A 24,667-nucleotide genomic window follows, 5' to 3' on the forward strand; every position below is an offset into this window, starting at 1 on the left:
GGTGCCGTCAGGCTGTACGTCCCGTCATTACATCTTCACGACGTCGAGGACCGCTTTCTTGCCGTCCTTGAAGTCGTAAAGCGTAATCGCGCCTTCTTTCAGGTCGCCCTTGTCGTCGAATGCGATGTGACCGATTACACCTGTGTAGTCAGTCGAGGGCATCGCAGCGAGCACCTTGGGCGGCTCGATCGAATTGGCGCGCTTCATTGCGTCGACGATCACGTATACAGCGTCATACGTGAACGGCGCGTAAATCTGCACCGGCGTGTGGAAGCGTGCGTCGTACTTCTTTTCGAAGTCCGCTCCCCTTTCCATCTTCGAAAGCGCAAGTCCTGCTTCCGAACACACGAGGTTCTGAACGGCACTGCCCGCCAGTTCCCCCACCTTGTCGGTGCACACGCCGTCGCCGCCAAGGATTTTTGCCCTGATCCCGAGCGCCGCTGCCTGTTTCGTGAACGGCCCGCCCGTTGCATCCATGCCGCCGAACATGATGGCGTCCGGCTGGGCACTTTTAATCTTTGTGAGGATGGCCCGGAAATCCGTGGCCCGGTCATTGGTCGCCTCGCGCGCGACGATCTTCGCGCCGCCCGCTTCCGCCGTCTTCGCGAATTCGTCAGCAAGACCCTTGCCATACGCAGTCGCGTCGTCGACCACGGCGATCCGTTTCGCGCCGAGGGACTTCGTCGCGTAGTTCGCCAGCGCCGGACCTTGCTGCGCATCGGTCGCGACAACCCGGTAGGTCGTCTTGAAGCCTTGCTGCGTATAGGCCGGATTCGTCGAGGATGGCGATATCTGCACAATGCCCGCGTCGCTATATATCTTCGAGGCCGGAATCGACACACCCGAATTCAGGTGCCCGACTACGGCAACTACATGATCGTCCACCAACTTCTGCGCGACCTGCGTACCCGTTTTCGGATCGCCCGCATCGTCCTGCGCGTCGAGTTGCAACTGGATCTTGCGGCCGTCGATGGTCAACCCCTGCGTATTGATCTCTTCAATAGCGAGACGCGCCCCGTTTTCATTGTCCTTGCCCAGATGTGCAATGCCGCCCGTCAAAGGGGCCGCATGACCGATCTTCACGACAGTCACTTCGCTTGCGCTCGCCGCCGACACTGCCACCGCTGCCGACGCACTCTTGTCCGCCTCGCCTTCGTTCTTTTTGCTGCACGCGGTCAACATCGCAACAGCGGCCGCGATGGACACGGCACAAGCAAACTTGACTCGCATTAAATAGGTCTCCTGCGCCTTGCTAAATCTGGCGTCCCGAGGCGTTCAAGGCCTGAGAACGGGCGCATTGTAACTCCAATTTTGCGACGGGCAATATTGTTGGAGGCGCAGGGTTTTCCTGCATTGCAACCGTGCTGCGAGGCCCTTAGCGGCTGATCATCGCAACCTGGTTGCGCCAGTTTTCCGTGCATCAGTTGCACCACTGCTGACGCCTTGCAGCATCAGATGTTGCAGAGATTTCGCTGCGAGCCCGATGCTGCGGACTTCGGCATATCCATCTGTCTCAATATTATGTTAGTCCTCAAATGCACCGTATTTGTGCGCTTGTCCGCACATCAACGCAATTGTCTGGCGAAAAACGGGGCGCGATCGGTCTCATTCACCCAAATTACGCCCCGGAAAACAAAAAGAATGTTCGCCTCGACACCGTCCCTGGTTTGTTTTTCGGTGATATGGCACCGTTTTTATGATGATTTCTGATGTGCAAAGGCAATAAAAAAGCGCGCCCGCGGCGCGCTTTTTCAGTTGGGGACAGGTCTTCAGGCGGGCAAACCGAGCCCGCGCGGCAGTGGAAACGCAATGTTTTCCTCGATGCCTTCCAGCGCGCGCACGTTGCGCACGCCCAGCTCGCGCAGACGGCCGATCACGGCCTGAGCCAGTGCTTCCGGCGCCGACGCGCCCGCCGTCACGCCGATGCGGCGCTTGTCGGCAACCCACGCGGGATCGATCTGATCCGGCGAGTCGACCATATAGGAAGGGACGCCGAGCTTTTCGGCCAGTTCGCGCAGCCGGTTGGAGTTCGAGCTGTTCGGGCTGCCGACGACGATCACCACATCGCACTGCGGCGCCATGAACTTGACGGCATCCTGGCGGTTTTGCGTCGCGTAGCAGATGTCCTGCTTCTTCGGTTCCTTGACGTTCGGAAACTTCGCCTTCAGCGCGGCAATGATCTGCGCGGCGTCATCCACTGACAGCGTGGTCTGCGTCACGTAGGCGATGCGCTCAGGGTCGGCGAGTTGCAGCGCCTGCACGTCGTCGATATCTTCGACGAGATACATGCCCTCGGCCGTCTGTCCCATCGTCCCTTCGACTTCGGGGTGGCCCTTGTGGCCGATCATCACGATGTCGAAGCCTTCCGCGCGCATCTTCGCGACTTCGATGTGAACCTTGGTGACGAGCGGACAGGTCGCGTCGTACACGCGCAGGCCGCGCTCGTCGGCTTCGGCACGCACGGCCTTCGACACGCCATGCGCGCTGAAGATCACCGTGCTGCCCGACGGCACTTCGTCCAACTGCTCGATGAAGATCGCGCCCTTCTTGCGCAGGTCTTCGACGACATACGCGTTATGAACGATTTCGTGACGCACGTAGATCGGCGAGCCGTACAGCTTGATGGCGCGTTCGACGATCTCGATCGCCCGATCGACGCCGGCGCAGAATCCGCGCGGCTGCGCAAGCAGGATTTCAGCTTCGGCGAGAGTCGTGTCCGTGATGCTCATGTTTACAGGATCCCGATGATTTTGACTTCGAACGTCAGCGCCTGGCCGGCGAGCGGATGGTTGAAATCGAAGAGAGCCGAGGTTTCACCCACTTCCTTCAGCACGCCCGCATAGCGACCGCCGCCCGGCGCATTGAATTCGACTAGATCGCCGGGAGAAAAATCCTCGCCGATCATCGCGTTTTCGCGCAGCGTGGCCAGCGACACGCGCTGGATCAGCTCCGGGTTGCGCGGGCCGAATCCCTGACCCGGCTCTAGCTGAAAGGTCGAATGGTGGCCCACCTTCAATCCCAGCAGAATGTCTTCCAGCGGCGGCGCCAGTTGGCCCGCGCCCAGCAGCAGCGTAGCGGGTTTGTCGTTGAAAGTGCTGACGATCTCGGCGCCATCGGCAAGCGAAAGCCGGTAGTGAAGTGTGATGTGCGAACCGGGTTTCACTTCGGAGATGTCGATGATGCTCATGCGGTACTCGTTCGGTCGTGGCGCGCGGCGCACAAACGCAGCGGCGCGGGTCGCGCGCATGGCGGGCCCATGCCATGCCGGGGGCGCCGTGCGCAAAGGATCTATTGTAAGCCACATATCCCGAGCCGGCTGGAACGTTGCTGCGCGGCGCGTCGTCGCCGCTTCATCCGAAATTCGAAGGACACAGCCATGAACGACACGATAGTCATGCCGCGCTCCGCGGCAGAAAAGCCTCCGATACGCCGTCCGCAGCCCGCGTGGCCGACCCGCGACATGCCGCGCGAGCGGCTGCTCGAGGCCGGCCCGGCGGCGCTCTCCGAAACCGAACTGGTCGCGCTCGTGCTCGGCTCCGGGCTACCCGGCCACAATGTCTTCGACGTCGCGCGCTCGCTGCTGGGGCGCTTCGGCTCGTTGCGCGCGATGCTCGACGCGACGCCCGAAGACTTCGACGGCGTGCGCGGCGTCGGCCCGGCCAAGCGCGCGCAACTGCTGGCAATCATGGAGATGGCGCGGCGCGCGCTCGCGGAAAAGATGCGCGAGCGTCCGCTGATCGACTCGCCCGAAGCCGTCGAGGACTATTTGCGGCTGTTGATCGGCTCGCGGCCGTACGAGGTGTTCATCTGCCTCTTTCTGGACACCCGGCACCGGCTGATCCGCTCGGAAGAAAACTCGCGTGGCTCGCTCACGCGCATGGCCGTATACCCGCGCGAGATCGTTCGGCGCACGCTGTCGGTCAATGCGGCAAGCCTGATCGTCGCGCATAATCACCCGTCCGGCGCCGTCAAGCCGAGCGCCAGTGACCGCCAGCTCACGCGCGTGCTGCGCGACACCCTCGCACTGATCGACGTGCAACTGATCGACCATCTGGTGATCGGCGCGAACGAGACGTTTTCTTTCGCGCGCGCGGGCTGGCCATGAGCCGCAGCGCAATGAGCACACAGCGGGAAAGGCGCGGGCGGCGGCGTTGCGCATCCGTCCTGTCCGTCGCAAATAAGGTTTGATATTTCGGCTTTTTTTCTGCTAGAATTTCGGTTTGCCTCTTTCCAACCCCTGTTCCGAAGCCTCAAGGCCTTTCCGGAAAGCGAGAGATTAAGTCGGCTACGGCTTGGTTCTTATGTTTTCCCGGGAAACTTCACGGCGTTCCGAACTCAGAATTAGCGTATTAGGAGTGCTCTCATGGCACGCGTATGCCAAGTAACTGGGAAAGCGCCGATGAGCGGCAACAACGTTTCCCACGCCAACAACAAGACCAAGCGTCGTTTTCTTCCGAACCTGCAGAACCGCCGTTTCTGGGTTGAAAGCGAAAACCGTTGGGTGCGCCTCCGCGTCTCGAACGCCGGCCTGCGCCTGATCGACAAGAACGGTATCGACACCGTGCTCGCAGATCTGCGCGCACGTGGCGAAGCCTAAGGAGTAAATCATGGCCAAGGGCGCACGCGACAAGATCAAGCTGGAATCGACCGCTGGTACGGGTCACTTCTACACGACGACGAAGAACAAGCGCAACATGCCGGAAAAGATGGAGATCATGAAGTTCGATCCCGTCGTCCGTAAGCACGTGGCGTACAAGGAAACGAAGATCAAGTAATCTGGTCTTCTACCTGTCGAAAAAGCCCCGCACCATGCGGGGCTTTTTGTTTTCCGGCTACCGGCTTTGCGGTGGCCCTCTTCACCATCCCCTCCTCTTGCGACGCGCGCGCAATAGCCTACGCCGATCGGTCAGCTTTTCCTCGGCGGTTTCAACGCGTATGCTGTTCTGTTTCCCAATCGAACGGTCTTGGCGGCGCTCGCCGCACCGGCCGCGCAATACGACGGAGAGAGGAGATGAATTTCGATGTAGCGATTGTCGGCAGCGGACTGGCCGGTTTGAGTGTCGCGCTGAATCTCGCGCAGACGCGGCGCGTCGCCGTGATCGCCAAGCGTTCGCTGACGGAGGGCGCCAGCGACTGGGCGCAAGGCGGCATCGCCGCCGTGCTCGATTCTGCCGATAGCGTCGAGAATCACGTCGACGACACATTGATCGCCGGCGGCGGCTTGTGTGATGAAGCGGCGACGCGCTTTATCGTCGAGCATGGCCGCGAGGCGATTCAATGGCTGATCGACCAGGGCGTGCCGTTCACAAAGGACGACGCCGCCGAGCTCGGCTTCCACCTGACGCGCGAAGGCGGCCACAGCCATCGGCGCATCATCCACGCCGCCGATGCAACGGGCCACGCCGTCGTCGCGACGCTTAGCGAGCGCGTGCGGCAACATCCGAACATCACGCTGCTCGAAGACCACTACGCGATCGACCTGATCACCTCGGACCGGCTCGGCCTGCCGGGACGCCGCTGTCACGGCCTCTACGCGCTCGATCTCGCGAGCGGCCGCACCGTCACCATCGAGGCGCCGCATACTGTGCTCGCCACGGGCGGCGCGGGCAAGGTCTACCTGTACACGACTAACCCCGACACCGCGACGGGCGACGGCATCGCAATGGCCTGGCGGGCCGGTTGTCGCGTGTCGAACATGGAGTTCATCCAGTTTCACCCGACATGTCTGTTTCACCCGTACGCCAAGTCCTTTCTGATCTCAGAGGCTGTGAGAGGAGAAGGCGGCATTCTTAAGCTGCCCGACGGCACGCGCTTCATGCCGGCTCACGACGAACGCGCCGAACTGGCGCCACGCGATATCGTTGCGCGCGCGATCGACTTCGAAATCAAGAAGCGCGGTATCGACTGCGTGTATCTCGACATCAGCCATCAACCGCCAGAATTCCTGCGCGAGCACTTCCCGACCATTCTCGCGCGCTGCCTCGAGTTCGGCATCGACATCACGAAAGAGCCGATTCCCGTCGTACCCGCGGCGCACTACACGTGCGGCGGCGTCGTCACGGATCTCGCCGGGCGCACCGATCTGACCGGGCTTTACGCTGTCGGTGAAACGTCGTGTACCGGCCTGCACGGCGCGAACCGGCTCGCGAGCAATTCGCTGCTGGAGTGCCTCGTGATCGGTCGCTCGGCCGCGCAGGCGATCGAAGAAGAAGGCTTCGGCGCAGCCGTGCATGCGCCGCTGCCCGATTGGGACGAGAGCCGCGTGTCCGATCCCGACGAGGAAGTCGTCGTCGCGCACAACTGGGACGAACTGCGCCGCCTGATGTGGAATTACGTCGGTATCGTGCGCACGGACAAGCGGCTCGCGCGCGCGAAACACCGTCTGACGTTGCTGCGCGACGAAATCCACGAGTACTACGCGAACTTCAAGGTGAGCCGCGATTTGCTCGAACTGCGCAATCTGGTCGATGTGGCGTCGTTGATCGTCGAAGGCGCGCGTTCGCGGCGCGAGAGCCGCGGGCTGCACTACAGTCGTGACTGGCCGAACGCGCTGCCCAAGGCGCTGCCAACCGTACTTTCGCCGGAGCGTGTGCCGAACCGCAACGTGTAGCCGTCGCGTGCGCGCATGAAAAAAGCCATCGCCAGTCTGACTGGCGATGGCCTTTTGCTTGAGTCGTTTAACTGCGGCGTATCAAACGATGCGCATCGAGAAATCCGTTGCCCGCACGTCCTTGGTCAACGAACCGACAGACACGCGATCGACGCCCGTCTCCGCAATCTGCCGGACCGTGTCGAAGTTCACACCACCGGACACTTCGAGCACCGCGCGACCTGCCGTGATCCGCACGGCGTCGCGCATCATGTCGAACGAGAAGTTGTCGAGCAGAATCGACTGCGCGCCGTGTGCGAGCGCGGATTCCAGTTGTTCCAGCGTTTCGACTTCGATCTGGATCGACACACCCGCATTCAGTGCGAGCGCCGCCTGCATCGCCGCGCCGACGCCGCCCGCCGCCGCGATGTGATTCTCCTTGATCAGAATGCCGTCGTAGAGCGCGAGACGCTGGTTTGCGCCGCCGCCCACGCGCACCGCGTACTTCTGCGCGAGACGCAGACCGGGCAGCGTCTTGCGCGTATCGAGCACGTGTGCACGAGTATGCGCGATCGCATTGGCGAACTTGCGCGTCGCGCTCGCCACGCCGGACAGCATCTGCAGAAAATTGAGGCCGTTGCGTTCAGCCGTCAGCAGCGAGCGCGCCGGGCCGCGCAGCGTGCACACCACGGAATCTGCCGCCATGCTGTCGCCCTCGCGATAGCGCCATTGCACGTCGATGCGTGGATCGACGCGGCGCATCACTTCGTTGAACCACGGCACACCGCACAGCACAGCCGCCTCGCGCACGATGATGCGCGCGTCGCGCATTTCGTCAGCGGGAACGAGCAGGCCCGTCAAGTCGCCGCTGCCGACATCTTCCTCAAGCGCATCGCTGACATTGCGCGCGATCGCGGCAGCAAACGCTTCGCCGTACTGCGCCTCGATTTCCGCGAAGAGCGGCGATACCGCGTCCTTCATCTCCTGTTGGTCATTCGCGCCCATCAAGCGGCTCCAACGTTAGAGAACAGCGCCGTATCGCGCGCGAGATCGCCGCTCGTCTGCACGCGCTTCTTGTGACGCGCGGCGAAATCGAGCATCCGGTCGATCGGCAAACGCGCGCGCTCGCCGAGCGACGGGTCGACAAAGATTTCGTTGTGGCCGCGCTCCAGCACATCCGCGAGATTACGCAAGCCGTTCATCGCCATCCACGGACAATGCGCGCAGCTCTTGCACGTCGCGCTGTTGCCGGCCGTGGGCGCTTCGATGAAGGTCTTGCCAGGCGCCGCGAGCCGCATCTTGTGCAGGATGCCGAGGTCCGTCGCGACAATGAAGTGCGTCGCGTTGCTGTTCTTCGCGGCGTCGATCAGTTGAGTCGTCGAGCCGACCACATCCGCCAGTGCAACCACGCTTTCCGGCGACTCCGGATGCACGAGCACTTTCGCGTCCGGATATTCGGCGCGCAGCAGATCGAGCTCGACGCCCTTGAATTCGTCATGGACCAGACACGAGCCTTGCCACAGCAGCATGTCGGCGCCTGTCTTCTTCTGGATATAGCTGCCCAGGTGACGGTCCGGCGCCCAGATGATCTTTTCGCCGCGAGCGTGAAGATCAGCAACGATTTCCAGCCCGATCGACGACGTCACCATCCAGTCGGCTCGCGCTTTCACCGCCGCACTCGTATTCGCGTAGACGACGACAGTGCGGTCCGGATGCGCATCGCAGAAAGCGGAAAATTCGTCGACAGGACAGCCGAGATCGAGCGAACAGGTTGCGTCCAGATCGGGCATCAGAATGCGCTTGTTCGGGCTGAGAATCTTCGCGGTTTCGCCCATGAATCGCACGCCGGCAACGACCAGCGTCTGCGCGTCGTGATCGCGTCCGAAGCGCGCCATTTCAAGCGAATCGGCCACGCAACCGCCCGTCTCATCCGCGAGTTCCTGCAGTTCCGGATCGACGTAGTAGTGCGCGACGAGCACCGCCTTTTCACGCTTGAGCAAGCCGCGAATACGCTCCTTCAGCGCGAGCCGTTCCTGCGTCGACGGTGCGTCGGGCACCTTCGCCCAAGCCTGTCCCACACCGCAGGCCGCGCCTTGCGGACGGTCGTACTCGACGCTCCTGATCGCCTGATTCATGATCTCCTCTGCCCTGCTGATTCCGCCGCCGACAGCCATTTCGGCGGCCCAAAAAGAAAAACCCCGCCAACGCGGGGTTTTGTGACGTAACGAAAGTTTAATAGATTTCGTCGCGTATCAGGCGTAGCGCCGCAGGCGCATCGCAAATTCCTGCAGGGCCTTGATGCCGCTTTGTTCAGCGCGATGACACCAATCTTGCAATTGCACCAGCAGTTGTTCGCGCGATGCGTTCGAACGCTCCCACATTGCGGCGAGTTCATTGCGCAGTTCGATGTACGTGCGCAATTTCTGGCTGTTAGCGAAAATCTGCGGCAACTGGCGACGCTGCGGCTCGTCCAGACCCGCCTCTTCCTTGTGGAACCAGCCACGGGCGCCGCGCATAACTTGATACTTTTCACGCGCGCCCACTTCCTTCAGATGCGCCAATTCCTGACGGTAAGCGCGCTTGATCGCCTTCGCGTAGGTCGCCATCACTTCATAGCGGTTCGCGAGCACGGCTTGCAGCGTGTCCTGATCCAGCACGAGCTTGCCCGTGGTCAGACGCGGCGTCGGTGCGATCTTCTTCACCTTGGCAAGACGGAACGCCGACATGATGCGGATATACATCCAGCCGATATCGAACTCGTACCACTTGTTCGACAGCTTCGCGGACGTCGCATACGTGTGGTGATTGTTGTGCAGCTCTTCACCGCCGATGATGATGCCCCACGGAATCAGGTTCGTGCTCGCATCCGCGGAGTTGAAGTTGCGATAACCCCAGAAGTGTCCGAGACCGTTGACGACGCCCGCTGCCCAGAACGGGATCCAGATCATCTGCACGGCCCACACGCTCAGACCGACGATGCCGAACAGCGCGACGTCGACGACCATCATGATGCTCACGCCGAGGATCGGGTACTTCGTGTAGACGTTGCGCTCGATCCAGTCATTCGGCGTGCCGTGGCTGAACTTGCGCATCGTTTCTTCGTTCTTCGCTTCGGTGCGATACAGCTCCGCGCCTTCGAGCAGCACCTTCCAGATGCCGCGCGTCTGCGGGCTGTGCGGATCTTCTTCCGTCTCGCACTTCGCGTGGTGCTTGCGGTGAATCGCAGCCCACTGACCAGTAAGCATGCCCGTGGTCATCCACAGCCAGAAGCGGAAAAAGTGGGCCGCAACGGGATGCAGGTCCAGCGCACGGTGCGCCTGGCAGCGGTGCAGATAGACAGTGACGCCAATGATCGTGACGTGCGTGACGGCGAGCGTCCACAACACGATTTGCCACCACGAGAAACGCAGTGCGCCGTGGGCAAGGAAATCAAGCAAGGAATTCAACAAGGCCATTTACCTAGGAACGGAAGACATTCGCAGAAGGATACAACGGCGGATGTCAAGAAAGTGAAAGCAACGAGTTATTTACGACGATATTCTACGCGAACGGTTCCAAGTATCTGTAACAAATAAGGAAATTGTTGTGCTGCATCAACCGGTTGCCGTTGAAAAAGGGGCGAAATCCGGCTGAATGCCCCCCGCAAAGACCCGTTTCAGGCGGCACTGCCCGATTCGTTCGCGATGTGCCCGGTCATTGTTACCGCCTGCGACATGATGTCGCTGGAGCCGGCGACGATGCGCACTTCGCGTTGCGCATACGGGATCGCGATGCCGTTCTCCGAAAAGAGCCGCCAGATGTTGCGATTCACGTTCGAGCGCACGGCGGACGTGCCCGTCGCTGCGTCCTGAATCCAGTAGCCGAGTTCGAGATTGATGCCGTCCGGCCCGAAGCCCGCCAGATAAGGCGTCGGCGCCGGTTCCTGCAGCACGCGGTCGACACCGTGGGTGGCCTCGACGAGCAGCGCCATCGCCTTTTCGACATCGGTCGAATACGAGATCTGGAGCGTCGCCTTCGCGTTGCCGCGCGTCAGGTATGACGATTGGTTCTGCACGACGTCGGTGATCAGCTTTTCGTTCGGAACCAGCGTTTCGATCCCGTCGAGCCCGCGCACCACCGTATAGCGCGTCCGGATCTGCGTGACCATGCCTTGCAGGCCGCTCACGTTGATCGTGTCGCCAATGCGCAGCGACCGGTCGATCAGGATGATGAAGCCGGACACGTAGTTGCTCGCGATCTTCTGCAGACCGAAACCAAGGCCCACGCCGAGCGCACCGCCGAACACACCGAGCACCGTGATGTCGATGCCGACCAGCGACAGGCTGATCAGGACTGCCCCGAGTATCAGCAGCGCCCGGCCAACGCGCGACAGCACCACTTTCAGGTTCGCGTCGAGCGCGCCCGAGCGCATCAGCCGGTCTTCGAGCGCCGCGCCGAGCCACATCGCGACGATCATCGTCACACAGACCCACAGCAGCCCCGACAGCAGCGACAACAGCGTCACATGCGTGTTGGCGATCCTGAACTGCACGCTCGCCATCCACTTGAGCACGTCGTTCTGGATGCCCATCACGGTCAGCACCATGCCGACCCAGACGATCAGCGACACGACCTTTTCGACCAGCGACAGCCACGTGTGCGCGCTGTCGTCGCGGCCGAACACGCGCCGCGCGAGATAGAACACGATGTAGATCAGCCCGATGCCGAACAGCGGCACCAGCGCGAGATCGAGCAGCGACGTATGGATGAACTGCCCGGCGATGGCCCGCGCGATCCACACGAGCACGCCGCCCAGCAGCGGAAAGAGCGCGCGGTTGAGCGCCTCGGCGCCGAAACGCAGCGCGCCGTAACGGGTTTCGCGCTTCGCATCGAGCGCGCGGCGCATGAGTCGCGCGAGCAGATACGCGAGTGCGAGCGTGCCGAGCAGCACGCCGACCTGCCACAAAATGACAGGCTGGCCGAAGTCGCGCACGACGTCGCCCAGCATGTGGAAGAAGAGATGGTTTTGCATGATGTTTCCAGCGGCCGGCGCGGCGCTCACACAGCGCGCGCCGGCCAGACCGGGTCAAGCCCGGCCGTTCGCGTGGCAGGCCTTAGCCGCGGCGTTCCAGCACGGCCGCGAAGAAGCCGTCCGTCGCATGACGATGCGGCCAGAGCGACAGGTAATCGCCCATTTCCAGCTCGATGCGCTGCTCGGCGAGCACGTCGCGCGCGGGCACGAGCGCGAAATCCGGGTGATCGGCGAGAAACTGCTGCACGACACCTTCGTTTTCCGCATCGAGGATACTGCACGTCGCGTAGACGAGGCGGCCGCCCTTCTTCACGAGACGCGCCGCGCTCGTCAGGATGGACAGCTGCTTCGGCGTCAGTTCGGCGATCGATTCCGGCGACTGGCGCCATTTCAGATCGGGATTGCGGCGCAGTGTGCCGAGGCCGCTGCACGGCGCATCGACCAGCACGCGATCGATCTTGCCAGCGAGCCGCTTGATCTTCGCGTCGTGTTCGCTGTCGATCAGCACCGGGTTCACGTTCGACAGCCCGCTGCGCGCGAGGCGCGGCTTGAGCTTCGCGAGGCGCCGGTCGGAGATGTCGAAGGCATAGAGACGGCCCGTCGAGCGCATCATCGCGCCGAGCGCCAGCGTCTTGCCGCCCGCGCCCGCGCAGAAGTCGACGATCATCTCGCCGCGCTTGGGCGCGACCAGCGAGCACAGCAGCTGGCTGCCCTCGTCCTGCACTTCGAGCCAGCCGTCCTGGAACGCGTCGAGCTTGGTGAGCGGCGGCTTGCCGACCACGCGGACGCCGAACGGCGCGAACGGCGTCGCGCCCGCCTCGATGCCCGCCTTCGACAGCGCGGACAGCACTTCGTCGCGGCTCGCCTTGATCGGGTTTGCGCGCAGATCGAGCGGCGCCGGGTAGTTCAACGAGGCGGCCAGGTGCGCGAGTTCTTCGGCTTCGAAGCGCGTGCTGAGCGCCTGATAGATCCAGTCAGGCAGATTCAGGCGGATGCGCAGCGGCAAGCTCTGCGGATCGATCTTCGCCACGTGCTCGAGCCACGCGTTCTCCGCATCCGACATGAACGGCTTCAATGCCGTGCGGCCCGCCGTCTGCATCAATCCGAGCAGCGTAAGGCGCCGGGTAGGACTGCCCGTGCCGCCTTCCGCCAGATGCGCAAACTCCATCCGGCGACGCAGCACCGCGAACACCGCTTCCGCGATCACGCCGCGCTCGCCGTGGCCGAGCTTCGAATGCGCGCGGAAAAAGCGGCTGGTCGCGGCATCGGCGGGGCCGGTGAACTTAAGAACCTCGGCGAGCAGCGTCTCGGTTTGTCCAATCAAAAATCCATGCAGTTTCATTCGCCCTCCCCGGCGGTGTTCTGGCTTGTTGTATCAAGGAAGAGCCATTGAGGCTCGGGTGGCGTCACGGTGACGCGCAGGCCGTCGACGGCAATACGCCCTTCGACGAACCAGCGCACTGCGCGCGGATAAATAACATGTTCGGTTTCGAGCACGCGCGCGGCGAGCGTCGCGGCATCGTCGCCCGCCAGCACGGGCACGGCCGACTGCAGCACGATCGGCCCGTGATCGAGCGTCGGCGTGACGAAATGCACCGATGCGCCGTGCAGCCGCACGCCGGCGTCGAGCGCCTGCTGGTGCGTCTTGAGGCCCGGAAAGCTCGGCAGCAGCGACGGGTGCACGTTGATCATGCGCCCCGCGTAACGATCGACGAATGCGTCGGTCAGCACGCGCATGAAGCCGGCGAGCACGACGAGATCGGGCGCGAAGCCGTCGATTTCGCGCGCGAGCGCGGCGTCGAAGCTGTCGCGGTCGGGAAACTGGCGGTGGTCGACGACCTTTGTGGCAATACCTTGCGACGCCGCGAATTCAAGCCCCGCGGCATCAGGACGGTTGGCAATCACGGCGGCGATACGCGCCGGCCAGCCTTCGTTCGCGCATGCGCTGACGATGGCCTCCATGTTGCTGCCCCGTCCGGAAATCAGAATGACGAGATTTTTCATTTGCGGATTTTATCATTCGGCCAGGCCACAATCCGCGCGCCGGCGCCGTCTGGCGCCCTGTGCGTTTATAATCGATTGTTTTGCGGCATCTGGCCCGCTCAAATCCTTCATCTCTATCGTGAGAGTCTTCCGCGGTCTTCCCAATGCCGAGAGCCGTGCGCCGTGCGCACTGACCATCGGCAACTTCGACGGTGTCCACCGCGGGCATCAGGCGTTGCTCGCCCGCGTCCGCGCGGCCGCTGACGCGCGCGGCCTGCCCGTCTGCGTGATGACCTTCGAGCCGCATCCGCGCGAGTTCTTCAATCCCGCCAGCGCGCCGCCGCGCATCGCGATGCTGCGCGACAAGCTCGAAGCGCTGCGCATGAACGGCGTCGATCGCGTGGTCGTCGAGCATTTCAATCACACGTTCGCAAGCCAGTCGCCGGATACGTTCGTCGAACGCATCATCGTCAACGGCCTGCATGCGCGCTGGGTGATGATCGGCGACGACTTCCGCTACGGCGCGAAGCGCGCTGGCGATTTCGCGTCGCTGAAGGCGGCGGGCGAGCAATACGGCTTCGAAGTCGAGCAGATGGCGACCGTCGCCGATCCGTCCGGTGCGCGCATCTCCAGCTCCGGCGTGCGCACGTCGCTGATCGCGGGCGACCTCGATTCGGCACGCGCCGCGCTCGGCCGCGACTATCTGATCAGCGGCCACGTCGTGCACGGGCTGAAGCTCGGCCGCGACCTCGGTTTTCCCACGCTGAATCTGCCCATCGCGCACAAGCGTCCCGCGCTGTCGGGCATTTTCATCGTGCGCGTGCATGGCATCGCAGACGAGCCGCTGCCGGGCGTCGCGAGCCTCGGCTTGCGCCCCACCGTCGACGACTCCGGCCGCGTATTGCTCGAAGTGCATCTGCTCGACTGGCATGGCGACGCGTACGGCAAGCTCGTGCGCGTCGAGTTTCTGAAGAAGCTGCGCGACGAAGAAAAATTCGTCGATCTCGAAACGCTGACGGCCGCGATCGCGCGCGACGTCACGAACGCCCGCGCATGGTTCGAGGCAATCGGTGACGCGCCGGGCAGCCGTTCCACTGGTTTCGCCACGTCGGCCACCGATCGAATTAGATGACCGTCGCGGTACGTGCGCAGCGCTTGCGCGAACCACGTACCGTCCGCCGCGCATCGACGGGCGCCGCACGCAGCATGTGCAACGGCCCGCGTCGTGCGCGACGCAGGGCGCCGCACGGCGCCACTCAGGTCCTCGCGCATGCCGCGCCCTAACACCGTATTCACCGCTACCTCACCATGAGCAACAAGAAAGCCGATTCGAAACCGCAGGCCCGATATCCCGTCAACCTGCTGGACACGCCCTTCCCGATGCGCGGCGATCTGCCCAAGCGCGAGCCGCAATGGGTGAAGGACTGGCAGGAGCGCAAGATCTACGAGCAGATCCGCGCCGCCTCCAAAGGCCGCAAGAAGTTCATCCTGCACGACGGCCCGCCGTATGCGAACGGCGACATCCACCTCGGCCACGCGGTGAACAAGATCCTGAAGGACATGATCGTCAAGGCGCGCAACCTGGCGGGCTTCGACGCCGTCTACGTGCCCGGCTGGGACTGTCACGGCATGCCGATCGAAATCCAGATCGAAAAGCAGTTCGGCAAGTCGCTGCCCGCCGCCGAAGTGATGCAGAAGGCGCGCGCCTACGCGACCGAACAGATCGAGAAGCAGAAAGCGGGCTTCCGCCGTCTGGGCGTGCTCGGCGACTGGGATAACCCATACAAGACGATGAACTTCGCGAACGAAGCGGGCGAAATCCGCGCACTCGCGAAGATCATCGAAAAGGGCTACGTATTCCGCGGCCTGAAGCCGGTGAACTGGTGCTTCGACTGCGGCTCGGCGCTGGCGGAAGCGGAAGTCGAGTACAAGGACAAGACCGACCCGACCATCGACGTGCTGTTCACGTTCGCCGAGCCCGAAAAGACGGCACAGGCGTTCGGCCTCGCGTCGCTGCCGCGCAACGAAGGCGGCATCGTGATCTGGACAACCACGCCGTGGACGATCCCCGCGAACCAGGCACTCAACGTGCACCCGGAGATCGTGTACGCGCTCGTCGATACGCCGCGCGGCCTGCTGATCCTCGCTGAGGAGCGCGTCGAAGACTGCCTGAAGTCGTATGGTGTCGAAGGCAACGTCGTCGCGACGGCGCTGGGCGCGAAGCTCGCGAACCTGCGCTTCACGCATCCGCTCGCGTCCGCGCATCCGTCGTACAAGCGCACGGCGCCCATCTATCTCGGCGACTACGTGACGACGGAAACGGGTACGGGCATCGTGCACTCGTCGCCCGCGTACGGCGTCGAAGACTTTATTTCGTGCAAGTCGCACGGCATGGCCGACTCGGACATCATCAGCCCGGTGATGGGCGATGGCCGCTATATCGAATCGCTCGCGCTGTTCGGCGGCCTGTCGATCTGGGACGCGAACCCGAAGATCGTCGAAGCGCTCGACGAAGCGGACGCGCTGCTGCGCACCGAAAAGTACCTGCACAGCTACATGCACTGCTGGCGCCACAAGACGCCGATCATCTATCGCGCCACGTCGCAGTGGTTCGCCGGCATGGACATCAAGCCGAACGACACCGACAAGACGCTGCGCGAAACGGCGCTCGAAGGCATCGAAGCGACGGCGTTCTATCCGTCGTGGGGCAAGCAGCGCCTGTTCGCGATGATCGCGAACCGTCCCGACTGGACGCTGTCGCGTCAGCGTCAATGGGGCGTGCCGATGGCGTTCTTCGTGCACAAGGAAACAGGTGAACTGCATCCGCGCACGCTCGAACTGCTCGAAGAAGTCGCGAAGCGCGTCGAAGTGTCGGGAATCGAAGCCTGGCAAACGCTCGATCCGCGCGAGCTGATCGGCGACGACGCGAACATGTACGAAAAGAACCGCGACACGCTCGACGTGTGGTTCGATTCGGGCACGACGCACTGGCACGTGCTGCGCGGCTCGCACAAGGACCAGCTGCAGTTCCCGGCCGACCTGTACCTCGAAGGCTCGGACCAGCATCGCGGCTGGTTCCACTCGTCGCTGCTGACGGCGTCGATGCTCGATGGCCGTCCGCCGTACAACGCGCTGCTCACGCACGGCTTCACCGTCGACGGCGAAGGCCGCAAGATGTCGAAGTCGCTCGGCAACGGTATCGATCCGCATGAAGTCGCGAACCGTCTGGGCGCGGAAATCATCCGTCTGTGGATCGCATCGACCGATTATTCGGGCGAACTGGCGATCTCCGAAGAGATCCTGAAGCGCGTGACGGAAAGCTATCGACGCATCCGCAACACGCTGCGCTTCCTGCTCGCCAACCTGTCGGACTTCGACTTCGAGAAGCACGCGCGCCCCGTCAGCGAGTGGCTGGAGATCGACCGTTATGCGGTCGCGCTCACCGCCAACCTGCAAGCGGACATCCTGTCGAACTACGACAAGTACGAGTTCCACCCGGTCGTTGCGAAGCTGCAGACGTTCTGCTCGGAAGACCTGGGCGGCTTCTACCTCGACGTGCTGAAGGACCGCCTGTACACGACGGCGCCCGATTCGAACGCGCGCCGCTCGGCGCAGACCGCGCTGTATCACATCGCGCACGGCCTGCTGCGGCTGATGGCGCCGTTCATGTCGTTCACGGCCGAGGAAGCGTGGAAGGTGTTCCAGCCGCAAAGCGAGACGATCTTCACGGAGACGTACCACGCTTATCCGGAAGTGCCGGACGCATCGACGCTGCTCGACAAGTGGACGCTTCTGCGCGCGGTGCGCAGTGACGTGACGAAGGCGCTGGAAGAAGCCCGCGTCGCGAACCAGATCGGTTCGTCGCTGCAGGCGGAAGTCGAAATCCGCGCGAGCGGCGCGCGTCATGATGCGCTCGCGAGCCTCGGCGCCGACCTGAAGTTCGTGCTGATCACGTCGGGCGCGACGGTCGTGAAGGTCGACAGCGAAGCGGAAGAAGGCGTCGACGTGATCACCTCGAAGTATCTGAAGTGCGAACGCTGCTGGCACTATCGCAAGGAAGTCGGCGAAAACGCCGAGCATCCCACGCTCTGCGGCCGCTGTATCAGCAATCTGTTCGGCAACGGCGAAACGAGGAGCGCGGCATAATGTCCAGAACGCTGTCGAAACCGGCGGGCGGATCGCTCGCACCGTGGCTGGGCGTCGCGGTGATCGTGATCCTGTTCGACCAGTTGACGAAGATCGCGGTGGCGAAGGTGTTCGCGTACGGCTCGTCGCATGCCGTTACGCCATTCTTCAACCTCGTGCTCGTCTACAACCGCGGCGCAGCGTTCAGCTTTCTCGCGATGGCGGGTGGCTGGCAGCGCTGGGCATTCACGGCGCTCGGCGTCGCGGCGGCACTGCTGATCTGCTATCTGCTCAAGCGCCACGGCACGCAGCGGCTGTTCTGCGCGGCGCTCGCGCTGATCATGGGCGGCGCGATCGGCAACGTGATCGATCGCCTTATGTACGGGCACGTGATCGACTTCCTCGATTTCCATGTCGGCACGTGGCACTGGCCGGCGTTCAACCTCGCGGACAGCGCGATCACGATCGGCGCGGCGCTGCTGGTGTTCGACGAACTGCGGCGCGTGCGCGGCGCGCGCTGACATAACAACGGGCGGTGTGCGGCGCGGTGATGGCCGCATACGCCGCTCACGCAGTCTTGCAGTACGAAGCCGGCGCGCTTCACCGATGCGCCGGCCATCACGTCTTGTCGGAGGCATCAGTTGGCCACAGAACTCGCCGGAAAACACATCGTCCTCGGCATGACAGGCGGGATCGCCTGCTACAAGATCGCTGAACTCACGCGTCTGCTGGTCAAGGCGGGCGCGACCGTCCAGATCGCGATGACGGAAGCAGCGACGCAGTTCATCACCCCCGTCACGATGCAGGCGCTCTCCGGCCGTCCGGTCTACACGAGCCAGTGGGACGCACGCATCGCGAACAACATGCCGCATATCGATCTGTCGCGCGAAGCCGACGCGATCGTGATCGCCCCCGCCTCCACCGATTTCCTCGCCAAGCTCGCGCACGGCCTGTGCGACGACCTGCTGTCGACGCTGTGCATTGCGCGCGACTGTCCGCTGCTCGTCGTGCCCGCCATGAACCGCCAGATGTGGATGAACCCGGCGACGCAGCGCAACGTCGCGCAGTTGCGCGCAGACGGCATCGAACTGCTCGGTCCTGACTCGGGCGCGCAGGCGTGCGGCGAAGTCGGCGACGGGCGCATGCTCGAACCGGAAGCCGTCTATGAGGCGATCGCCTCGTTCTTCACGCCGAAGGTGCTGGCCGGCCGCCGCGTGCTGCTGACAGCAGGCCCGACCTTCGAGCCGCTCGATCCCGTGCGCGGCATCACGAACCGTTCGAGCGGCAAGATGGGCTTCGCGCTTGCGCGCGCGGCGCAGCAAGCCGGCGCGGATGTGCACCTCGTCGCGGGCCCGGTCGGTCTGGACACGCCGTGGGGCGTCTACCGCGAGGACGTGCAGACGGCGCAGCAGATGCACGACGCCGTGATGCGCGCAGTGACCGAATACGACATCTTCATCGGCGTGGCGGCCGTCGCCGACTGGCGCGTCGATCACATCGCCGAGCACAAGATCAAGAAGACAGCCGATCACGCGATTCCGTCGTTCGCGTTCGTCGAAAATCCGGACATTCTGGCTTCCGTCGCGAAGATGCCGCATCCGCCGTTCTGCGTCGGCTTCGCAGCGGAAAGCGGCGATCTCGACGTGCACGGCGAAGAGAAGCGCAAACGCAAGAAAGTGCCGCTGCTGATCGGCAACCTCGGCCCGCAGACGTTCGGGCTCGACGACAACGAAGTCGTGCTGTTCGAAGCCGCCGGCACGACGAAGCTTCCGCGCGCGGACAAGCAGACGCTCGCGCGCGCGCTGATTGCGGAAATCGCAAAGCGCCTGCCGGATGCGAGCGTGATCGGTTGAGCGCGTCGCGCTGCTTGCCGCGCGCTTCGCCACAGTGAATCACCACGCTCGAATGCAATCTTTCAGCTAACGCCATGGTGCTGTCATGACCCTGCTCTCCGTCCTCGACCAGACACCCGTGATCGACGGGCATACCGTGGCCGACGCGATCGCCGCGACGGTCGAACTCGCGCAACTCGCCGACGACCTCGGCTACACGCGCTACTGGTGCGCCGAACATCACGGGCTGTACGGCGTGTCGAACCCGTGCCCGGAAGTGATGCTCGCTCGCCTCGGCAGCGTGACCAGGCGCATCCGCATCGGCTCGGGCGGCATCATGCTGCCGTACTACAGCCCGTTCAAGGTCGCCGAGCAATTCCTGATGCTCGAAGCGCTGTTTCCGAACCGCGTCGATCTGGGCGTCGGGCGCGCGCCGGGCGGTGACATGCGCACCGCGCAGGCAGTCGCAGCGGGCGACTACAATCGCGGCGAACTGTTTCCGCAGCAGGTCGCCGATCTCGTCGCGCTGATGAGCGGCACGCTGCCGTCCGATCATCTCGCGCACGGCGTGCTGCTGCAGCCGCAAGTGGAAACTCGCCCGCAATTGTGGGTGCTTGGCTCCAGCGATTTCGGCGGCATGCTGGCCGCGCAACTGGGCATCCGCTTTTCATTCGCGCATTTCATCAATGCGCACTTCGGGCATGCTGTCGCACACGCGTATCGCGAGCGCTTCAAGCCGGGCAACGAGCAGAAGCCGTATCTCGCAGCCGCTGTATTTGTGATCTGCGCGGACACGGAACAGGAAGCCGCGGACCTCGAAAAAGCCGTCGATCTGCGCCGCGTGCAGATGGCCTATGGACTGAACGAGCGAGTCCCTTCCATCGCACAAGGGCTCGCGCAGGAATACGGCGAGCGCGAGCAGCTGATCATCGACCGGGAAAAGCCGCGCAGCATCGTCGGCACGCCGGAGTCCGTCACGGAACGGCTGCACGCATTGCAGGAACAGTTCGATGCCGATGAACTGATCGTGCTCTCGGTCACGGGCAGCTATCGCGCGCGGCTGCGCTCGTATGAACTGCTTGCCGACGCATTTGAACTCGGCAAGTCATGAATCGATCACGGCGGTCCGTCGCCATGACGCGCGCCGCCACTTCCTCAACCTCTCACTGAACTGCATGAAACTCGACCTGAAGATTCTCGACCCGCGCATGCGCGAACAACTTCCCGCCTACGCCACGACGGGCAGCGCGGGTCTCGACCTGCGCGCGTGCCTCGACGCGCCGCTGACGCTCGAACCCGGTCAAACGGCGCTCGTGCCGACCGGCCTCGCGATCCACGTCGCCGATCCCGGCTATGCAGCGCTGATCCTGCCGCGCTCGGGCATGGGCCACAAGCACGGCATCGTGCTCGGCAACCTGGTCGGCCTGATCGACTCGGACTACCAGGGCCAGTTGATGATCTCGACGTGGAACCGCGGCACGACCACGTTCACGCTGAATCCGATGGAACGCCTCGCGCAACTGGTGATCGTGCCCGTCGTGCAGGCGACGTTCAATATCGTCGATGAGTTCGAGACGAGCGATCGTGGTGAGGGCGGGTTCGGCAGCACTGGCAAGCACTGAGGCGTTGCTCAGGTTTCGTCTGTCACGTTCGACATTCGCGACGCGTAGCAAATAAAAACGGCGTGGGTTCTGAAACCCACGCCGTTCTTTTTTGCTTCGGACAATTCGACGCTTAGTCGACTTCCACCGCTTCCGGATTCGGATTGCGCGGCGGTGTCGAGTTTTCGTCGAACGTCAGCGCGACCTTGTCTTCCGCATCGACGTCGACCGTCACGCGGCCGCCACTCATCAGCTTGCCGAACAGCAGTTCGTCGGCCAGCGCGCGGCGGATCGTGTCCTGGATCAGACGCTGCATCGGACGCGCGCCCATCAGAGGATCGAAGCCGTGCTTCGCGAGATGCTTGCGCAGCGCGTCGGTGAAGAGCGCGTCGACCTTCTTCTCATGCAGTTGATCTTCCAGTTGCATCAGGAACTTGTCGACCACGCGCATGATGATTTCTTCATCGAGCGAGCGGAAGCTGATCGTCGCATCCAGACGGTTGCGGAACTCCGGCGTGAACATGCGCTTGATGTCGGCCATTTCGTCGCCCGACTCGCGGCGTGTCGTAAAGCCGATCACCGACTTGCCCATCGCTTCGGCGCCCGCATTCGTCGTCATGATGATGATGACGTTGCGGAAGTCCGCCTTGCGGCCGTTGTTATCCGTCAGCGTGCCGTGGTCCATCACCTGCAGCAGCACATTGTAGATATCCGGATGCGCCTTCTCGATTTCGTCGAGCAGCAGCACGCAGTGCGGCTTCTTCGTCACGGCTTCCGTCAGCAGACCACCCTGGTCGAAACCGACGTATCCCGGCGGCGCGCCGATCAGACGGCTCACCGCGTGACGCTCCATGTATTCCGACATGTCGAAGCGGATCAGCTCGATACCCAGCGTGAACGCCAGTTGCCGCGCGACTTCCGTCTTGCCGACGCCCGTCGGGCCGGAGAACAGGAACGCGCCGATCGGCTTGTCCGTCTTGCCGAGACCTGCGCGCGCCATCTTGATCGAAGCGGACAACGCATCGATAGCGGGATCCTGACCGAACACGACGGCCTTCAAATCGCGGTCGAGCGTCTGCAGCTTGCTGCGATCGTCCTGCGACACGCTTTGCGGCGGCACGCGCGCGATCTTCGAGATGATTTCCTCGATCTCGCTCTTGCCGATCGTCTTCTTCTGCTTCGACTTCGGCAGGATGCGTTGCGCCGCGCCCGCTTCGTCGATCACGTCGATAGCCTTGTCGGGCAAATGACGATCCGTGATGAAGCGCGCCGACAACTCAGCCGCTGCCGACAGCGCACCCGACGAATACTTCACGCCATGGTGCTCTTCGAAACGCGACTTCAGGCCGCGCAGGATCGCCACCGTCTGCTCGACGGTCGGCTCGGTCACGTCGATCTTCTGGAAACGACGCGACAATGCCGCGTCTTTTTCGAAGATGCCGCGGAATTCCGTGAACGTCGTCGCGCCGATGCACTTGAGCGTGCCCGACGACAGCGCCGGCTTCAGCAGATTCGACGCGTCCAGCGTGCCGCCCGATGCGGCGCCCGCGCCGATCAGCGTATGAATTTCGTCGATGAACAGAATCGCGTTCGGACGTTCCTTCAGTTCCTTCAGAACCGTCTTCAGGCGCTGTTCGAAATCGCCGCGATACTTGGTGCCAGCGAGCAACGCACCCATGTCGAGCGAATAGACCTGCGCATCCACCAGAATGTCAGGCACTTCGCCGCGCGTGATGCGCCATGCGAGCCCCTCGGCGATCGCCGTCTTGCCGACGCCGGCCTCACCAACCAGCAGCGGATTGTTCTTGCGGCGACGGCACAGCACCTGAACGACGCGCTCGACTTCCGGCTCGCGTCCGATCAACGGATCGATCCGGCCGTCCTTCGCCATCTGGTTCAGGTTCTGCGTGAATTGCGCAAGCGGCGTTTCTTTTTGCGCAGCGGCTTCGTCCGATTCCGCACTTGCGTCGGTCGACTTCGCAGCTTCAGAGCTGTTGGTCTTCGCGATGCCATGCGAAATGAAATTGACGACGTCCAGACGCGTCACGCCCTGCTGCTGCAGGTAATACACCGCGTGCGAATCCTTCTCACCGAAGATCGCCACGAGCACGTTCGCGCCCGTCACTTCCTTCTTGCCGTTCGAGGTGGACTGGACGTGCATGATCGCGCGCTGGATCACACGCTGGAAACCCAGCGTGGGCTGCGTATCGACGTCGTCGGTGCCCGGAACGGTCGGCGTGTTGTCGTGAATGAAGTTGCGCAGGTTCTGACGCAGGTCTTCAATATTGGCCGCGCACGCGCGCAGCACTTCGGCCGCCGTCGGGTTGTCCAACAGCGCCAGCAAAAGATGTTCGACCGTTATGAACTCATGCCGCGCCTGGCGCGCTTCCATGAACGCCATGTGCAGGCTGACTTCCAGTTCCTGGGCAATCATGCTTCCTCCATCACGCACTGCAGCGGATGCCCTGCCTGCCGCGCGTGGGTAACGACTTGCTCGACTTTGGTCGACGCGATGTCCCGCGTGTAGACCCCACAAACTCCCCTGCCCTCTCGATGGACCTTCAACATGATCTGCGTTGCGGTCTCACGATCTTTATTGAAATATTCCTGCACGACCATCACGACGAATTCCATCGGCGTGAAATCGTCATTCAACAACACCACCTTGAACATGGCGGGCGGTTTCAGCTTTTGATCCTGCCGCTCCAGTACGGTGTTGTCCTGCTTGTCCGGGATAATCGCCATACACCCATTCTAAACAACTCGGACAGGCCCGCAATCCTGTCAAAACCCGACCGGCTGGCCGGACATCTGTTCCCTCCGGCCCTGTGGAGCGGCCTCTCGCGGGTGCGCCCTGCGCCGGGCCGCATGCGGTAGCGGCCCTCCGGTATATCCGTGTTGCAGCTTGATGACTGCAGTCGGATCGAGTATCGCACAACCCGGGCCAGCAAGCTGATGACACGCCAACCCGCAAACTGCCTCTTACCGCTGAACTGCATGTGAGTCGATTATGCGACTTTTCAAGACGCGCCGCTTGCGCCACCGCACATAAGAAAAGCGGGAAAAACCCTGGAAATTGGTTCTTTACAACGAAGAAATGGGCGTCTCAAAATTTTCTTGACACTCGAATAAAGAGACTCAACAATCAAGCTGGCACTTTTTTCAACAAGCCGTTTATACGAAAAAATGCCGTTGGTGAGCTTGTGAGGAGGGACGACTGCAATCCGTGGTCGTTGAGCTTTTCGAGGGCTCGTGGCAGCTTTTGAGTTACAGGGGAAGTTGGTATGGCAACTGGTACGGTCAAGTGGTTCAACGACGCGAAAGGTTTCGGATTCATTACGCCCGACGAAGGCGGTGAGGATCTGTTTGCACACTTTTCGGCTATCCAGATGAACGGTTTCAAGACCCTCAAGGAAGGCCAAAAGGTTAGCTTCGAGGTCGTTCAAGGCCCGAAGGGTAAACAGGCATCGAACATTCAGTCCGCAGCCTGAGACGTTCGATCCGCAGCCTTGAAAACCCGGCTTCT

Annotated in this window: 22 protein-coding genes; 11 read left to right on the forward strand and 11 right to left on the reverse strand. The window is 62.7% G+C overall.

What is annotated here, in order from left to right:
• Nucleotides 1-27: 27 nt before the first annotated feature.
• The 3 genes from SB822_RS30195 to SB822_RS30205 all read right to left on the reverse strand — a co-directional run bounded on the left by SB822_RS30195 (nt 28) and on the right by SB822_RS30205 (nt 3,187).
• A complete protein-coding gene (locus SB822_RS30195) occupies nt 28-1,230 on the reverse strand; it encodes a branched-chain amino acid ABC transporter substrate-binding protein (RefSeq protein ID WP_086918246.1) in 1,203 nt (400 codons plus the stop codon).
• A gap of 539 nt (nt 1,231-1,769) precedes the next feature.
• On the reverse strand, nt 1,770-2,729 hold the full coding sequence (ispH, locus tag SB822_RS30200) for a 4-hydroxy-3-methylbut-2-enyl diphosphate reductase (RefSeq protein ID WP_007749222.1): 960 nt from the start codon (nt 2,727-2,729) through the stop codon (nt 1,770-1,772).
• A gap of 2 nt (nt 2,730-2,731) precedes the next feature.
• Nucleotides 2,732-3,187, reverse strand: a complete 456-nt coding sequence (locus tag SB822_RS30205; RefSeq protein WP_007586223.1) for a peptidylprolyl isomerase — start codon at nt 3,185-3,187, stop codon at nt 2,732-2,734.
• A gap of 207 nt (nt 3,188-3,394) precedes the next feature.
• On the opposite strand from SB822_RS30205, the gene radC reads away from it, so the two are divergent.
• The 4 genes from radC to nadB all read left to right on the forward strand — a co-directional run bounded on the left by radC (nt 3,395) and on the right by nadB (nt 6,610).
• Nucleotides 3,395-4,105, forward strand: coding sequence for a RadC family protein (gene radC, locus SB822_RS30210; RefSeq protein ID WP_244144499.1), 711 nt, complete (start codon nt 3,395-3,397; stop codon nt 4,103-4,105).
• A 258-nt stretch (nt 4,106-4,363) separates the two neighbouring features.
• Entirely contained in the window at nt 4,364-4,597 is a 234-nt protein-coding gene (rpmB, locus tag SB822_RS30215; protein ID WP_007586227.1) for a 50S ribosomal protein L28, read from the forward strand.
• A gap of 10 nt (nt 4,598-4,607) precedes the next feature.
• Nucleotides 4,608-4,775, forward strand: coding sequence for a 50S ribosomal protein L33 (gene rpmG, locus SB822_RS30220; RefSeq protein WP_007586229.1), 168 nt, complete (start codon nt 4,608-4,610; stop codon nt 4,773-4,775).
• A gap of 236 nt (nt 4,776-5,011) precedes the next feature.
• On the forward strand, nt 5,012-6,610 hold the full coding sequence (gene nadB, locus SB822_RS30225; RefSeq protein WP_007586230.1) for an L-aspartate oxidase: 1,599 nt from the start codon (nt 5,012-5,014) through the stop codon (nt 6,608-6,610).
• Between the two features lie 81 nt (nt 6,611-6,691).
• On the opposite strand, the gene nadC is transcribed toward nadB, so the two are convergent.
• The 6 genes from nadC to purN form a co-directional block, all read right to left on the reverse strand.
• A complete protein-coding gene (gene nadC / locus SB822_RS30230; protein ID WP_090836086.1) occupies nt 6,692-7,594 on the reverse strand; it encodes a carboxylating nicotinate-nucleotide diphosphorylase in 903 nt (300 codons plus the stop codon).
• On the reverse strand, nt 7,594-8,724 hold the full coding sequence (gene nadA, locus SB822_RS30235) for a quinolinate synthase NadA (protein ID WP_090836117.1): 1,131 nt from the start codon (nt 8,722-8,724) through the stop codon (nt 7,594-7,596). Before nadA ends, nadC begins: the two co-directional genes overlap by 1 nt.
• Nucleotides 8,725-8,841: 117 nt before the next feature.
• Complete coding sequence (locus tag SB822_RS30240) at nt 8,842-10,038, reverse strand: acyl-CoA desaturase (RefSeq protein WP_007586235.1); 1,197 nt, start codon at nt 10,036-10,038, stop codon at nt 8,842-8,844.
• 206 nt (nt 10,039-10,244) lie between these two features.
• Nucleotides 10,245-11,600: a mechanosensitive ion channel family protein gene (locus tag SB822_RS30245; RefSeq protein WP_090836116.1), complete on the reverse strand. Its 1,356-nt coding sequence runs from the start codon at nt 11,598-11,600 to the stop codon at nt 10,245-10,247.
• A gap of 82 nt (nt 11,601-11,682) precedes the next feature.
• On the reverse strand, nt 11,683-12,942 hold the full coding sequence (locus SB822_RS30250; RefSeq protein WP_007734599.1) for an RsmB/NOP family class I SAM-dependent RNA methyltransferase: 1,260 nt from the start codon (nt 12,940-12,942) through the stop codon (nt 11,683-11,685).
• Nucleotides 12,939-13,604 (reverse strand): phosphoribosylglycinamide formyltransferase, encoded by a 666-nt coding sequence (gene purN / locus SB822_RS30255; protein WP_007586241.1) that lies wholly within the window; start codon nt 13,602-13,604, stop codon nt 12,939-12,941. Before purN ends, SB822_RS30250 begins: the two co-directional genes overlap by 4 nt.
• A 118-nt stretch (nt 13,605-13,722) precedes the next feature.
• Between purN and SB822_RS30260 the strand changes: the two genes are divergently transcribed.
• The 6 genes from SB822_RS30260 (at nt 13,723) to dut (ending at nt 21,162) form a co-directional block, all read left to right on the forward strand.
• Nucleotides 13,723-14,715 carry a bifunctional riboflavin kinase/FAD synthetase gene (locus SB822_RS30260; RefSeq protein WP_007586242.1) on the forward strand — a complete coding sequence of 331 codons (993 nt, stop codon included), beginning with the start codon at nt 13,723-13,725 and terminating at the stop codon, nt 14,713-14,715.
• Nucleotides 14,716-14,891: 176 nt separating this feature from the next.
• Nucleotides 14,892-17,729: an isoleucine--tRNA ligase gene (ileS, locus tag SB822_RS30265; RefSeq protein WP_090836085.1), complete on the forward strand. Its 2,838-nt coding sequence runs from the start codon at nt 14,892-14,894 to the stop codon at nt 17,727-17,729.
• Nucleotides 17,729-18,229: a signal peptidase II gene (lspA, locus tag SB822_RS30270; RefSeq protein WP_090836084.1), complete on the forward strand. Its 501-nt coding sequence runs from the start codon at nt 17,729-17,731 to the stop codon at nt 18,227-18,229. The genes ileS and lspA overlap by 1 nt, the downstream gene beginning before the upstream one ends.
• Nucleotides 18,230-18,349: 120 nt before the next feature.
• Nucleotides 18,350-19,561 (forward strand): bifunctional phosphopantothenoylcysteine decarboxylase/phosphopantothenate--cysteine ligase CoaBC, encoded by a 1,212-nt coding sequence (gene coaBC / locus SB822_RS30275; protein WP_090836083.1) that lies wholly within the window; start codon nt 18,350-18,352, stop codon nt 19,559-19,561.
• Nucleotides 19,562-19,646: 85 nt separating this feature from the next.
• Nucleotides 19,647-20,651, forward strand: a complete 1,005-nt coding sequence (locus SB822_RS30280) for an LLM class flavin-dependent oxidoreductase (protein ID WP_007586248.1) — start codon at nt 19,647-19,649, stop codon at nt 20,649-20,651.
• Between the two features lie 64 nt (nt 20,652-20,715).
• On the forward strand, nt 20,716-21,162 hold the full coding sequence (gene dut, locus SB822_RS30285; RefSeq protein ID WP_090836115.1) for a dUTP diphosphatase: 447 nt from the start codon (nt 20,716-20,718) through the stop codon (nt 21,160-21,162).
• A 112-nt stretch (nt 21,163-21,274) separates the two neighbouring features.
• Here dut and clpA read toward each other — a convergent pair whose 3' ends face one another.
• Together clpA and clpS are read right to left on the reverse strand one after the other, a co-directional pair.
• Entirely contained in the window at nt 21,275-23,575 is a 2,301-nt protein-coding gene (clpA, locus tag SB822_RS30290) for an ATP-dependent Clp protease ATP-binding subunit ClpA (protein ID WP_007586253.1), read from the reverse strand.
• The gene (gene clpS / locus SB822_RS30295; protein ID WP_007586255.1) at nt 23,572-23,886 is read right to left on the reverse strand and encodes an ATP-dependent Clp protease adapter ClpS; all 315 of its coding nucleotides are present in this window, start codon (nt 23,884-23,886) and stop codon (nt 23,572-23,574) included. Before clpS ends, clpA begins: the two co-directional genes overlap by 4 nt.
• Before the next feature lie 539 nt (nt 23,887-24,425).
• Here clpS and cspD point away from each other — a divergent pair.
• Nucleotides 24,426-24,632, forward strand: a complete 207-nt coding sequence (cspD, locus tag SB822_RS30300) for a cold shock domain-containing protein CspD (RefSeq protein ID WP_007586257.1) — start codon at nt 24,426-24,428, stop codon at nt 24,630-24,632.
• Nucleotides 24,633-24,667: the final 35 nt, after the last annotated feature.

Origin of the sequence: Paraburkholderia sp. SIMBA_054, assembly GCF_046534875.1 — a bacterium.
GTDB lineage: Bacteria > Pseudomonadota > Gammaproteobacteria > Burkholderiales > Burkholderiaceae > Paraburkholderia > Paraburkholderia hospita.